Genomic DNA, 13,167 nt, shown 5'->3' on the forward strand with positions numbered 1-13,167 from the left:
GACATATTATAAGAGGTTGCCCTAAGAGGTGAACTGCCCCCCAAAAGTAAGACAAAAAACTTTTGGGGGGCAGTTCAGGGGGCAGCCTCTTTTTTTTAAAACGACCTGACTACGCTTCTTAGAGCCGCAAGTCTGGTAAGCATTGGTTCCAGAAGGTCGAGTTTTAACATGTTGGCTCCGTCTGATTTTGCATTAGCAGGATCCGGATGGGTTTCAAGGAAGAAACCGTCGACACCAACTGCAACACCGGCTCTTGCAATGGTTTCAATAAGCTGGGGTCTGCCTCCTGTGACACCAGATGATTGATTTGGTTGCTGTAGGGAATGAGTGATATCAAGTACAACAGGGACACCAAACTGCTGCATATCGGGTATTCCCCTGTAATCAACAATCAGGTCACGGTAGCCAAACATAGTGCCACGGTCGGTAATCATAACCTTATCGTTGCCGGAATCTCTTACCTTGTTAATAGCATAGATCATTGATTCAGGAGCAACAAACTGGCCCTTTTTGATATTTACAACCTTGCCGGTCCGGGCTGCAGCTACCACTATATCAGTCTGTCTGCAAAGGAAGGCCGGAATCTGAAGTATATCAACATATTCCGCAGCCATTCCAGCTTCAGGAGCTGAGTGAATATCAGTCACAGTAGGCACCCCAAATGTCTCGTGTACTTTCCTTAGGATCTTAAGGGCCTTTTCATCACCGATACCGGCAAATGAATCAATCCTCGATCTGTTTGCCTTACGGTATGAGCCTTTGAAAACATAGGGTATCTTAAGCTTGTCACAAACCCTGAGTATCTCTTCCGCAATTTCAAGAGCCATCCTTTCACCTTCGATGGCACAGGGGCCGGCTAGAAGGAAAAACTGGCCGCTGTCTGTATGTTTTATACCTTTAACGGTCTCGATCATATTATCAAGTATTTATTTTTTCTTCCACAATTGTTCCATTCTTTCTCTGAGTTTTGCTTCCTGCTGATTATCCTGAGCCTTCCAGAGAGTTTTATTCTTCAGCTTTTCAGGCATATAATCCTGCTGAACAAAATTTCCGGGATAATCGTGAGCGTATTTATATTCCTTCCCATAATCAAGGTCTTTCATCAGTTTGGTAGGTGAATTACGAAGGTGCAGTGGCACTGGCAGATTTCCAGTATCCCTTACAAGTCCCTGAGCCTCGTTGATTGCCATATAGGCAGAGTTACTTTTGGGACTGGTAGCCAGGTAAATTGCGACCTCACTAAGTATTATCCTGCCTTCGGGCCAGCCAACCATCTGAATTGCCTGAAAGGCACTTGTTGCCAGCAATAATGCATTGGGATTAGCAAGTCCTACATCCTCGGCAGCCGATATCAGCAGACGGCGCGCGATAAACTTAGGATCCTCGCCACCTTCAACCATGCGGGCAAGCCAGTAGACAGTGGCATCCGGATCGCTTCCTCGTATGGACTTTATAAAGGCTGAGATTATATCATAGTGCATCTCCCCATTCTTGTCATACTGAGCCGGATTCTGCTGAAGGAGTTCCGTAATATTAGTATTATTTATCACCACCGGCTCATCATCAGGGTATGCATTAACTAGGAGTTCCAGTATATTCAGAAATTTTCGCGCATCACCGCCAGCAAAGCGAAACAAAGCTTCATCCTCCTCAAGGATTAGTTCCCTTTTACTTACAAGTACATCCTCCTTTACCACCTTTTGGTATAACTCCATTAAGTCGGAGTTTTCCAATGGTTTCAGGACATATACCTGACAACGGGAAAGGAGGGGAGAGATAACCTCAAATGAGGGGTTTTCAGTTGTAGCACCAATCAGTGTAAGTACCCCCTCTTCGACAGCACCCAGCAGGCTGTCCTGCTGGGACTTGCTAAAACGGTGTATTTCATCGATAAAGAGGATGGCGGATGCAGAGTTGAAAAAACGGGAATTACGAGCCTTTTCAATAGCTTCTCTTACATCTTTAACCCCAGAGGAAACAGCCGACAGTATGTAAAACGGACGTTCCAGTCTCACAGCCATAATCTTAGCCAGAGTGGTTTTGCCAACCCCCGGTGGTCCCCAAAGGATAATTGACGAGAGTCGTCCGGATTCCAACATCTTACGCAGCACGGCATTTTCACCCACAAGGTGCTTCTGTCCGATATAATCGTCCAGCGACCTGGGGCGCATACGTTCTGCCAATGGGGGAAATGAACTCATCAGGAACTGTTTTAAAACTTTGCAAAGTTAGCTTTTTCGGACGACAAAACTCCACAACCTTATCCTTGTCCGACTGTTTTATATAATACTAAAATACGCAAAAAATGTCCGGCGAAAAACTGAAAATACCTGTACTTTGCCTAATATTGGCGTATGTACTAAATATTTACGCAATGGCTGAAAATAGAAGGGAAGAGGCAGTATTCGGGGGCGGCTGCTACTGGTGCCTCGAAGCTGTATATCAAAGAGTTAAAGGAGTTGAAAAAGTTGTATCCGGTTTTAGTGGGGGTACTGTCAAAAATCCATCATATAAGGAGGTTTGCACTGGCAATACAGGACATGCCGAGGTTGTGAAGATTACTTACGACCCGGAGGTCGTAAGTTACGAGGTATTGCTAGGTATCTTCTTTGGGACTCATGATCCCACGACACTCAACAGGCAAGGAGAGGATATTGGAACACAGTATCGCTCGGTTATTTTCTACCTTGATGAAGGTCAAAGAGATGCGGCGGCTGCTTACATTAAGGAACTGACAAGGGAGGGAATATATTCCAACCCTATTGTTACGCAACTGCTACCCTTGCAGGAGTTTTACAAAGCGGAGGATTATCACGACAATTATTTCAACAACAATCCCAATCAGCCGTACTGCAGTGCCGTAATAGCACCGAAGGTTGCCAAGTTTAGGGCAAAATACGCAAATTGGTTGAAGGACTAAGGGGATGATTAATCATCTGCCTTTAGTACGGCATTTAATTGCTTAAGGATCTTTCGGCACCGGCTCTTGAAACCGGCAGAACCATGGATATAGTTGTCGTTGATGACGGTTTCAAGTTCTTTAGCCAGATCAGGGTAGATATTGCAGAGCCCTGCAAGCAGACTCATAGCATTGGCCTGAACGGCAACAGGGATAGTGGGGTTGGAAATCCATTCAAAACATAAATCTACAACCCTGCCGTCATCAATAAGGGCAGGGTCAGTATCACACAAAATGCGGGTAAGGTGTCGCCTTACCCCATTGTGTTTTGTAGCTACCAGAAGCTCAGAAAGTTGATCTGTGTACTTAGTAATTTCTGCTTGATGGTTGCGGGCATAATTGTCAAGCACCCAGGCAGCTCGCCATGCCACCATGTGGTTTGAATGTCCAGCTGCCTTAATTAGCTGATGAATCTCTTCGGGTTGCTGTGCAACACAGGAAGCCAAATCCATGCTACTTCCACCAAATCTCATTGCCAGCAGTTCGGCTTCCCAGTTCATTGTATCAATATTTTACGTCCCTGTCAATCATGGGTACAAAGCGAACCGGCATAAGGTTTTGAGTAGTAACCTTGCCATCCTGTTTTCTCACAACCTTGAGATATTGCAGTTTGTTGACCGGTCCAACAGGGATTACCATCACACCTCCATCCTTTAATTGTTCCACAAGAACAGGAGGCATTTGCTCAGGAGCAGCAGTAACGATTATTGCATCAAAAGGAGCCTCTTCCGGCCAGCCTTCATAGCCGTTGCCGGTCTTGACGTGAACAGGTTCATATTTGAGAGTCTTTAGCAGTTTTGATGCCCTCTCGGCAAGCTCCGGTAGGAGTTCGATAGTATAAACCTCACAACCCAGATGGGCAAGGATTGCTGCCTGATAACCAGAGCCCGTACCTATTTCAAGGACCTTCATGCCAGGTCTGGGCTTTATCTGTTCAGTCATAAAAGCTACAATATATGGCTGAGAGATGGTTTGATCATAACCAATGGGCAAAGGTCTGTCTTCGTATGCATATTGTTGGTAGTCGGCTGGAATAAACAGGTGTCGGGGAACCTCACGCATGGCGTTCAATACGTTGGATGAAGTGATGTCACGGCTGCGGAGCTGTTCTGTGACCATTTTTTCACGAAGTTGTACCCAGTTTTGTGCCTCCATACCGCTGAAAACAGAGAATAGTCCCATCAATATAAGAAAGAATGACGGACTAATCAATTTGCTTTGGTTTCTGCGAACGAGTTTACTGTTTTCAGACATCATATTTACTGTTTTCATTTGTAAAGTAAATCTTGTTGGCTCTAAATTAATAATTTTCCGTTTATTTGCTCAGTATTGTCCCCAATGGGTAAGCAAACAAATCTCACTGTCTTTTTTATCTTTGCAGCAAAAAATGCGCCATGCCAAGATATTTTATCGAATTAGCATATAAGGGAACGAATTTTTGTGGTTGGCAGCGCCAGGCAAAAGGGGCTTCGGTACAGGAGGAGATTGAAAAAGCACTGTCAGTTATACTTCGACAACCAATCACTATTACTGGGGCTGGGCGTACTGACACCGGTGTACATGCCAGATATATGGTGGCGCATTTTGATACTGAATCAAACCTTGATGAAATACCCAACCTGGCAGAGCGGCTTTCCGGGATACTTCCATTCGACATTGCAATTTTCTCTGTGACCCGCGTGTCAGATGAGGCTCACAGTCGTTTTGGTGCTATCTCTCGCCGTTATGAGTACAAAATTATCTGTCGCAAAGATCCTTTCTGGAATGACCTGGCAGCAAAGGTGAATTTTCAACCTGATGTGAAGGCTATGAATGATGCTGCAGCCATGCTGCTCACTTATGAAGACTTTACAAGTTTTTGCAAGCTACATGGTGGTAACAAAACCAATATCTGCAGGGTAAAGAAAGCTGAATGGAAGAGGGAAGGGGATCTTTATACCTTTACTATTGAGGCCGACCGCTTTCTGCGGAATATGGTAAGGGCAATAGTGGGAACTCTACTGGATGTAGGAAGAGGAAAATTGACTGTAAATGATTTCAGGGAAATAATTGAAGCCCGTGACAGAGGTCGGGCAAGCACTTCAGCCCCTGCGAGAGGGTTGTATCTGGTGGACGTAGCTTACCCTCCGGAAGTCTTTCAGCGGAAAACAGAGATAATTCCATATTAAATGTTTGCTTCAGACTTGCAAACATTTGTTTATCAATATATAAATATGAGAAAGGTTTACTGATCTGACTTTTACTTTAAGCCACAATCAGTATGTCCTAAGTAATAAATAGACACAGATTTTTCTGGATATTATCTTCCGGGCGTTTGCTGCAAAGTAATTGTTTTCTACAAATTCCAGATTCTCCAGGCTTCCTCTGCCTGCAGGTATAGCATATCAAGTCCGTTTTTAATCTGAGCCCCATTTTCCTGAGCTTTTTTCAAAAACAAGGTAGTATCGGGATTGTACACCACATCATATGCCAGGTGCTTTTCTCCAATTCCCTCATATGGAATATCAGGAGCACTATCTGAGTTGGGATACATACCCAAAGGAGTAGTGTTGATAATTAGTTTGTACTCGGAAATTATTTCAGGGTTTAGATCTGCATAACTTACTTCAGCAGATGACTTGGGATTGCGGCTGACAAACCTATAAAGAATACCTTCTCTGGCCAAAGCATGTGCAACTGCCTTAGAGGCACCTCCAGTACCAAGAATCAGGGCCTTGGTGTGCCATGACTTCATCATAGGCTTAAGTGAATCCAGAAAACCCTTTACATCGCTATTGTAACCTTTAAGATGCAGTTTGTCACCCTCCATTGTAAACTTGATTACATTTACAGCACCAATCTTTGCGGCCTCGCTGTCTAGTTCGTCAAGATAGGGAATAACCTGTTCCTTGTATGGAATAGTAACATTTAAACCAGCTATATAGGGATGTTGTTCCAGCAGTCCTTTAAACTCGGTTATAGATGATAGGGGATAAGTAAGATAGCGGGCATCAATGCCTTCCTTACTAAACTTTTCACCGAAGTAGGTCGGTGAAAATGTCTGTTTTAACGGGTATCCGATAATTCCAAAAGTCCTCATTATCTGCGTCTTTATAATTTGGGCTTTTACTAAGCTGGTATTTTAGTACTCAGCAGGAGTAAAATCATTAACCAGAGCACTTAATCTCTTGCTTTTCTTTATCATGTTCTCCATAGTTGGGAACAATTCAAGAAACAACTCATAATCCAGAGGATTCTCGGCCAAGGCTACCTTCAGGTGTTTGATAGCCATAGGCATCTGCCTGTTGTCGATAAGGTAATAGGCAGCTGCGATATAGTGTACCGCGGGCGAAGCAGGGTATTCCCTGAGCCACTTCTCTATCATCTTAAATGGATCCTTGCGAGGAGACAGTTTCCTTTGCACAAAATAGAGCTCAAAGAGATTGCGCAGGTTATCAGGCTCCCCTGTAAAGGCTTCATGTAAGGCTTTTGCAGCCTCTTTAAACATATCAGAAAGCAGCAATGACCTTGCGCGCAGATACCAGATCTCAGGTACATCGGAATGATACTCAAGAGCCTTCTTAGATGCCTCAAGAGCTTCTTCCATGTAGTCATTATTGATAAGATGCGCAAGATAATTGAGCCATCCCGGAAGGTACATCGGTTCACTGTCAACCGTTAATCTATAAAACCTCAGAGACAATTCTATATTGCCAATCTGGTCATGACAGTCTGCTATGTAGTGATACGGAAGTGTTGTCTCATATCCGTATGACAAATACTCTATGTAATAATCAATCGCTTCGGCATATTTGTTCATAGCAACAAGGGCATTACCCTTGTTGAACAAGGCTTCAATATGTGAAGGGTTGATAGCAAGTGTCAGATCATAACACTTTATAGCATTATCATAATCCTCCTTGCGTATATGAATGATTCCAAGGTTATACCAGGCATTCTCTGAAAATGGATTTACCTCAAGCAGTTTTTCATATGCTTCAAGTGCTTCGGCAACCCTTCCTTCTTTCTCAAGGGCAAAGGCATATTCGAAAAGCAGGTTCTCATTATTGGGATACTTGGGCAACTCCTTTGAAAGAAACTCCAGAGCGTACTTATATTGCTCATTTCCATTGAGGTACTGCACTATTTCGAAAAGAAAGTCCTCTGCATCTTCGAAAGCCAGTTTCATCGCCTTCTGGAAGCAAACTACCGCTTCTTCGTTTCTTTTGACACGAAGGTAAACAAAGCCGAGATTCATAAACAGGTCGGGATTGGACGTCTCAATCGTTGAAAGAGCTTCCAAAAGCCTAATGGCTTTTGCATCTTCTCCCTTTTCAATATAGATAACAGCTTTTTTCGATTGTAGTGAAGGATTGCTTGGGTGTTGCGATATGCCTATGCTGAGTATTCTTTCCGCTTTTTCAAATTGAAACTTATCTGCAAAGAAATCAAAAAGGCTCTCTATAGTTTGAACATCAAAGTAACAGCTTTTGCCACCCTTCTCCATCATCTCAAACCTTTCTATCTCCCCCTTGATATCGTTATAGTTATATCGCCACGGTTCATGCATAAGCAAACTGATTTAAGGAGCAAAGTTACTCATAAAGTATGATTTGCCAACTAAAACATCCTAATTAATCCTATATGAATACAAACCTTAGGCAGGTTGGTGCTGTGACCGTAGCAAATCGTTCACCACTTTGACCGGATTAAAGGTACTTAAGGGTACTTCTACAAAGAGTGTTATCCATGATGCCATGGCTCCATTCCAAAGTCCCGGTAGTTCCAGTGCCTTTAATGGACGCCCGTTGTATGACTTCTCTGAAATAAAACCGGTTTCCGGATTTGTGTACTGCTTTAAATCAAACTTTCTGCCTTTATAATCAAAAAGGGAACAAACAAGGTCAACTGGGTTGAAGTGGGTTGCAGAATTGAATACTGCCTTCTGAGCAGCATTGCTCAAATCAAACTGAGAACTTTCAAGTATCTGCAAGCTTTCCTGACCGTTCTTCTCTCTTATCCAGAAAGGACCACCTCCTGGTTCTCCCACATTTTTGACCATACCGCAAACACGGATAGGACGGTTGAGGTAGGTGCGAAGGTACTCTGCCTTTTGATCAGGACCTAAGGCCTTGAAAGAATCGGGAAGCTGTACATAAAGTTCATCTTGCAGGAAGGTGCTTATTTCATCAATAAGACTGTTATCAGACGAGGTCTCAAGCTTTGTGAGGTAATTATAAATGCTCTTCCTGAGCTTTATTAGTAAACCACCCAAAGCCTTTTTATATCTGACAGTGCTTCCAAGCAGATGCTCTGGCACTACGTTGTCAATATTCTTTATAAAAACGATTTCTGTTTCCTGTTCATTCAGATTTTCTATTAGAGCACCGTGGCCTCCCGGCCTGAACAATAGTTTCCCCTCTTCATCTCTAAATGGCCTGTTGTCAGGACCTGCTGCCAGGGTATCTGTGTGCGGCTTCTGGAAGCTAAAACTTACCTCAGGTAATATTCCATAAGTCTTTTTCAGTTCGGGTATAGCAGCATCCAACTGTTTCCTGAAATACTCCTCATGCTGAGGGCTTATGGTAAAGTGTATCCTAACTCTTTCTGATGAGTCTTTTACATATAGAGCCCCTTCGACAAGGTGTTCTTCCATCGATGTGCGGATTTGGTCTCCATACCTGTGAAAATGCACTAGTCCCTTTGGCAAAAAGCCATAGTTTAGACCATTGCTTTCCAGGAGAGCCGAGATAACAGCTACAGCATGTTGCCTTCTATGGTCAATATCATTTATATCAGTATCTACCAAGGTTGTAAGCAGTGGGAAAAAGGCGAAACGATGAGCCTGTTCGATAAACTGCCGCACAGGATGGTTTTCAGAAAGTAATGCTAAATCAGCCGGGTTATCAAGATACGAAAAGAGGTCTTTAAACATCCTGGTAGCGGCTCCAGATGCAGGAACAAACTTTGCAACAGATACTCCTTGTTTTATGGCCCTTTCATATTCTTGTACCGACGCTTCAAGTTCCGTATCATCAAGCCTTACAATACCGTCGGCTACGGTGGCTGGTCTTACAATGTTCAACGGTTCAAAGCCTTTGGCAAATCTCTCTAGTTGCTCTTCCAGAGATATTTTGTCAATGCCTTTTGCTGTGATCTGGGTCAGGTCTGACTGTGTTATCATTTGAATAATGCTTTGAAATAGAAACCATCGGAAAGTAGAGAAGGGACTTTGCCCCGAGGCAAAGTCCCTTTAATCTTTAGTTAGTTTTAACCGGCGGAGCTGGGATTGCCGGCAGTTCTTTTCGCTCCTTGAGTTCTTCAAGTATTACTTCGATTGCCTTATTTAGTTGGGCATCTTCTCCCAGATATTCACTGTACGGATCATTTTCTACATAAATATCTGGTTCCACACCATGACCCTCGATTATCCAGTTTCCTTCTAATGAGAAAGAGGTAAACTGTGGTACCCTAAGGTCAGTACCATCAATAAATGGAAGGGGTGAACTGATACCTACAACTCCTCCCCATGAACGTGTACCAATGATGGTGCCCAGGCCCATTTTCCTGAATCCGTAGGGGAACAAGTCACCGTCGGAAGCTGAGTATTTGTCTATCAGTACAGCCATTGGACCGGCAAGGGATTCTGACGGTACAGTAGATACTGTTGAGGAATTCCTCCTCATGGTAAGCCTGTATGGTTTCCTGTTAAGACGCTCAAGTATCATTGGGGAAACGTTTCCGCCTCCATTGCCTCTATCATCTATAATCAGGGCCTTTTTGCTCAGTTGTGGATAGAAATACTTGACAAACTCATTAAGGCCTTCAGGTCCCATATCAGGGATGTGAATGTATCCTACCTCACCGTTAGTAGCCTCATTTACCTTTCGGATATTCTCAGATACCCAGGCATAGTAATATAGCTGGCTCTCATCTGCAATGGTTGTAACAAGTACATTGCGAGCTCCTGCAAGCTCAGGTTTCGAGTTGATTGATAGTTCAACAACTTTCCCTGCTGTTCCTACAAGTAATTTGTAAATATCATTTACACTATTGGCAGGAACTCTGTTTACTGCTACGATGTATTCACCCTCTTTTATGTTGACTCCGGGTGCTGCAAGAGGTGACTGTACCTTTGTATTCCATGGGGTGCCGGGAAGAATCCTGTCTATCCTGAAAAAACCAGAACTATGGGCGCTTATTCTGGCACCCAGCAGTCCTGTCTGTATCCTCTTGCTTGCAGGCTGTTCTCCAGGATTTACATAAGCGTGACCTACATTTAGTTCACCAATCATCTCTCCTATAACATAGTTCAGATCGCTACGATGAGCAACATAGGGAATCAATGCATTGTATTTCTTATAGATTGCATCCCAATCCAAACCATGCATATTGTCAACATAGAAGAAATCGCGCATCTGCCTCCATGCTTCATCAAAAATCTGTTGCCATTCTTCCTGATAGTTGACCATAGTTGTCATTGAGCTCAAGTCAAGAGTTTTCTCAATATTGATTGATCCGCTGGGTAGGTCTATTACTGCCCAGGAGTTATCTTTTCCTACAAGCATCTTCTTTTTATCAGCCGAAACTGAATACCTGTAGTTTCCAAGGAAAGTCTCCTTTTTGTCCTTGAGATTATAGACATACAAGCCATTCTGTCCTTCATTACCCTGAACCTGTTTGTTGTAATAAATCTTATCCCCAATAGCGCTAATATTGTAGTAGTTGGCAGGTTCAACAGGCAGTTCGATAATTCTCTTCTCTATGCCTTCAAGATCTATTCTAACCAAGGGTTTGAGCTCAGCTTTCTCCTTTGCATTCTTATCCTTGGAACTGCTTCCGTTGTCCTTATCATTGTCACCGTTGCTTGCTGGCTTATCCTCAATCAAAGGATTCTTTGGAGCAAGGGGAGAAGGGGTATCAGCAGCCAGAAGTATCATATATACTTTGCCCATGTTAATATACACATGGTTCCATTCTGTCTGACCATAAACCGGATTAAAGCTGCGTTCCGAACTGAATACAAGGTATTTCCCGTCAGATGAGAATGAAGGTTGCTCGGAGAAATACCAAGACTCAGTTACTGTATGAATATTGCCATTATCAACATTCAACAGCTTTATTAAGCCCATTTTGTTTTCTCCGGCTTCCGTGAATGCCAGCCACTTGCTGTCCGGACTCCAGGAGTAGTCTCTTATCTGATTTACCTCACTGGTTATCATCTTTTTGGTTATCCTGTTGGCAACATCAGTGACGTATAATGAGTAGTGCTGGTCGCTCCAGGCTATCAATTTGCCGTCTGGGCTCCATTCAAAGCCAAATTTGTAAGTATCTCCTCCGGATGTTAGTTGTCTGGGTAATTCTTCACCCAAAGCATCACTAATCCAGATCTCATATTCGCCACTTTTGTCAGAAAGCCATGCTACCTGTTTGCCATCGGGTGACCAACTTGCGTTACGTTCATGGATTCCTGAGCTCTTGGTAAGGTTGTAAGTGATACCTTCGGTTGCAGGTACTGAGAATATCTCACCTCTGGCTGAAAACAGCACCCGTTCGCCACCAGTAGCCAGGTCTGCCGAAGTGATTCGCCTTGAGGCATCTACAAGAGCAGGACGGGCATAAATATGCTCGTCACTTATCTCAATATTTATCTTCTCCAGCTTGCGTGTGGAAGCATCGAATTTATATATATATCCACCGTTTTCAAACACAATAATGTTGCCATGGTGGGAGGGAAACTTGATATCATACTCATTGAAACTGGTAACTTTTTCAGTAGCACCTGTACTCAAATTATATACAAAAAGATTCATTGTTCTGTCACGGTCGGATATAAAGAAAATCTCCTCACCAATCCACATAGGGAATATATCCTGGGCAGGATTATTTGTAATCTGATATGTTTCCCTGGTTTCAAAGTCATGAATCCACACCTCGTCGGCCATGCCTCCCTTGTAGTATTTCCAGGTTCTGAACTCCCTGAATACCCTGTTGTATGCCATCTTCTTGCCATCGGGGGAGAAAGAAAGGAAACCTCCGTCAGGAAGTTTGATTTCTGTTGAAAGTCCCCCATCTGGGTTTACAATATAAAGTTTACCCTTAAAGTCATTGAAGGAATGCTGACGTGAGCGGTAAACAATCTTGTTATCTGGAGTCCATGCCATTACAATATTGTTTGGTCCCATACGATCAGCCACATCATCTCTTGACAAAGTTGCAGTATAAGTAAGCCTTGCAGGAATTCCACCCTCAGCACCAATCTTGTAAACCTCTGTGTTGCCGTCATATTGACCAGTGAAGGCAATGCTTTTACCATCTGGTGAGAATCGGGCAAAAATCTCCATACCCTGATGGGATGTGAGCTTTGTGGCCAGACCACCTGAAAGCGGCACGCTGTAAAGGTCTCCGGCGTATGTAAATACCACCTTTTCCCCGTTGGTAGCAGGAAATCTTAATAACCTTGCCTCTTCAGCCTTTGCTGAGAATGCAAGGGGTAACAGTAATAGTAATAGACTATAATACAGTTTTCGCATAAGAGATAAATTAAACTATAATAGATTCACATATAATTAACAAACCAAAACCTTTCATGTTTCAGACCTGCATATCTTGATCAGGAATCCGTAGGTCTTTTAGTACCTTACTTACTTCCTCCGGTCTTTTAGTACCCAGAAGCAGTATACGATCTCCTTTGAATTCAACCTGAATGACCCAGGGGCCATTCAGATGGTATGATTTGACTGAACCAGAGGCATGTATTCCCCATAAACTTCTTTCCTCAAGCGGATCAAATTTTCTTACGAAGGCACATTCAATACGATTGAGTGCAAATTCTTTCTTTTTAAGGTGGAAGGGGAAGAATCTATATGACAGGCGACGTCCGCTAATTTCTACCTTTAGGTTTACCATTAGAAGTAATAGAGTAATAAGAATGTGGGGAATAGCCAGATATAGATTCAGGTCTTTACATGACAGAGTATCCGGAGAGAAAAGTTTGCGAAATAGAGGAAGGTACACAGGAACGGCGCTTAAAGCAAGCAGACACCACAGCCAGGCCTGCCCAATCCTTTGTGATTCTCTGAACCTCATAATCCAGCAGTTATATCGTTTAATACACAGTAGCCTCTTTACTTAGAAGCTGTTTTGAATATGCTGAAAATAGCCAAACACTTCATCAAAAACAAGGAGAAATACTCTGCTACCGCTGTTTTTAAGAGAATTTAATACTG

Annotated in this window: 11 protein-coding genes; 2 read left to right on the top strand and 9 right to left on the bottom strand. The window is 43.2% G+C overall.

The window, feature by feature from the left end; all coding sequences use genetic code 11:
* Positions 1–95: 95 nt before the first annotated feature.
* Positions 96–914 carry a 3-deoxy-8-phosphooctulonate synthase gene (gene kdsA, locus M9189_RS06860; protein ID WP_250721946.1) on the bottom strand — a complete coding sequence of 273 codons (819 nt, stop codon included), beginning with the start codon at positions 912–914 and terminating at the stop codon, positions 96–98.
* 12 nt (positions 915–926) lie between these two features.
* The gene (locus M9189_RS06865; RefSeq protein WP_250721947.1) at positions 927–2,201 is read right to left on the bottom strand and encodes a replication-associated recombination protein A; all 1,275 of its coding nucleotides are present in this window, start codon (positions 2,199–2,201) and stop codon (positions 927–929) included.
* 173 nt (positions 2,202–2,374) lie between these two features.
* Here M9189_RS06865 and msrA point away from each other — a divergent pair, with 173 nt between their 5' ends.
* Complete coding sequence (gene msrA, locus M9189_RS06870; protein ID WP_250721948.1) at positions 2,375–2,920, top strand: peptide-methionine (S)-S-oxide reductase MsrA; 546 nt, start codon at positions 2,375–2,377, stop codon at positions 2,918–2,920.
* An 8-nt stretch (positions 2,921–2,928) separates the two neighbouring features.
* Here msrA and M9189_RS06875 read toward each other — a convergent pair whose 3' ends face one another.
* On the bottom strand, positions 2,929–3,459 hold the full coding sequence (locus tag M9189_RS06875; protein ID WP_250721949.1) for a hypothetical protein: 531 nt from the start codon (positions 3,457–3,459) through the stop codon (positions 2,929–2,931).
* A 4-nt stretch (positions 3,460–3,463) separates the two neighbouring features.
* Positions 3,464–4,231, bottom strand: coding sequence for a protein-L-isoaspartate(D-aspartate) O-methyltransferase (locus M9189_RS06880; protein ID WP_250721950.1), 768 nt, complete (start codon positions 4,229–4,231; stop codon positions 3,464–3,466).
* A gap of 122 nt (positions 4,232–4,353) precedes the next feature.
* On the opposite strand from M9189_RS06880, the gene truA reads away from it, so the two are divergent.
* Positions 4,354–5,127, top strand: coding sequence for a tRNA pseudouridine(38-40) synthase TruA (gene truA / locus M9189_RS06885; protein WP_250721951.1), 774 nt, complete (start codon positions 4,354–4,356; stop codon positions 5,125–5,127).
* A gap of 167 nt (positions 5,128–5,294) precedes the next feature.
* Here the strand turns inward: truA and M9189_RS06890 are convergent, their stop codons facing one another.
* From M9189_RS06890 to M9189_RS06910, 5 genes are all read right to left on the bottom strand, one after another.
* Complete coding sequence (locus tag M9189_RS06890) at positions 5,295–6,038, bottom strand: shikimate dehydrogenase family protein (RefSeq protein WP_250721952.1); 744 nt, start codon at positions 6,036–6,038, stop codon at positions 5,295–5,297.
* Between the two features lie 42 nt (positions 6,039–6,080).
* A complete protein-coding gene (locus M9189_RS06895) occupies positions 6,081–7,508 on the bottom strand; it encodes a tetratricopeptide repeat protein (protein ID WP_250721953.1) in 1,428 nt (475 codons plus the stop codon).
* Between the two features lie 87 nt (positions 7,509–7,595).
* Positions 7,596–9,122: a DUF4301 family protein gene (locus tag M9189_RS06900; RefSeq protein WP_250721954.1), complete on the bottom strand. Its 1,527-nt coding sequence runs from the start codon at positions 9,120–9,122 to the stop codon at positions 7,596–7,598.
* A 76-nt stretch (positions 9,123–9,198) separates the two neighbouring features.
* Entirely contained in the window at positions 9,199–12,471 is a 3,273-nt protein-coding gene (locus M9189_RS06905) for a S41 family peptidase (protein ID WP_250721955.1), read from the bottom strand.
* Positions 12,472–12,532: 61 nt separating this feature from the next.
* Entirely contained in the window at positions 12,533–13,027 is a 495-nt protein-coding gene (locus tag M9189_RS06910; protein ID WP_250721956.1) for a hypothetical protein, read from the bottom strand.
* Positions 13,028–13,167: the final 140 nt, after the last annotated feature.

Origin of the sequence: Xiashengella succiniciproducens, assembly GCF_023674465.1 — a bacterium.
GTDB classification, from domain to species: domain Bacteria; phylum Bacteroidota; class Bacteroidia; order Bacteroidales; family Marinilabiliaceae; genus Geofilum; species Geofilum succiniciproducens.

Coding starts and splice junctions, on each gene's coding strand:
- kdsA (WP_250721946.1), bottom strand. CDS start 914: ATGATCGAGACCGTTAAAGGTATAAAACATACAGACAGCGGCCAGTTT.
- M9189_RS06865 (WP_250721947.1), bottom strand. CDS start 2,201: ATGAGTTCATTTCCCCCATTGGCAGAACGTATGCGCCCCAGGTCGCTG.
- msrA (WP_250721948.1), top strand. CDS start 2,375: ATGGCTGAAAATAGAAGGGAAGAGGCAGTATTCGGGGGCGGCTGCTAC.
- M9189_RS06875 (WP_250721949.1), bottom strand. CDS start 3,459: ATGAACTGGGAAGCCGAACTGCTGGCAATGAGATTTGGTGGAAGTAGC.
- M9189_RS06880 (WP_250721950.1), bottom strand. CDS start 4,231: ATGAAAACAGTAAATATGATGTCTGAAAACAGTAAACTCGTTCGCAGA.
- truA (WP_250721951.1), top strand. CDS start 4,354: ATGCCAAGATATTTTATCGAATTAGCATATAAGGGAACGAATTTTTGT.
- M9189_RS06890 (WP_250721952.1), bottom strand. CDS start 6,038: ATGAGGACTTTTGGAATTATCGGATACCCGTTAAAACAGACATTTTCA.
- M9189_RS06895 (WP_250721953.1), bottom strand. CDS start 7,508: ATGCATGAACCGTGGCGATATAACTATAACGATATCAAGGGGGAGATA.
- M9189_RS06900 (WP_250721954.1), bottom strand. CDS start 9,122: ATGATAACACAGTCAGACCTGACCCAGATCACAGCAAAAGGCATTGAC.
- M9189_RS06905 (WP_250721955.1), bottom strand. CDS start 12,471: ATGCGAAAACTGTATTATAGTCTATTACTATTACTGTTACCCCTTGCA.
- M9189_RS06910 (WP_250721956.1), bottom strand. CDS start 13,027: ATGAGGTTCAGAGAATCACAAAGGATTGGGCAGGCCTGGCTGTGGTGT.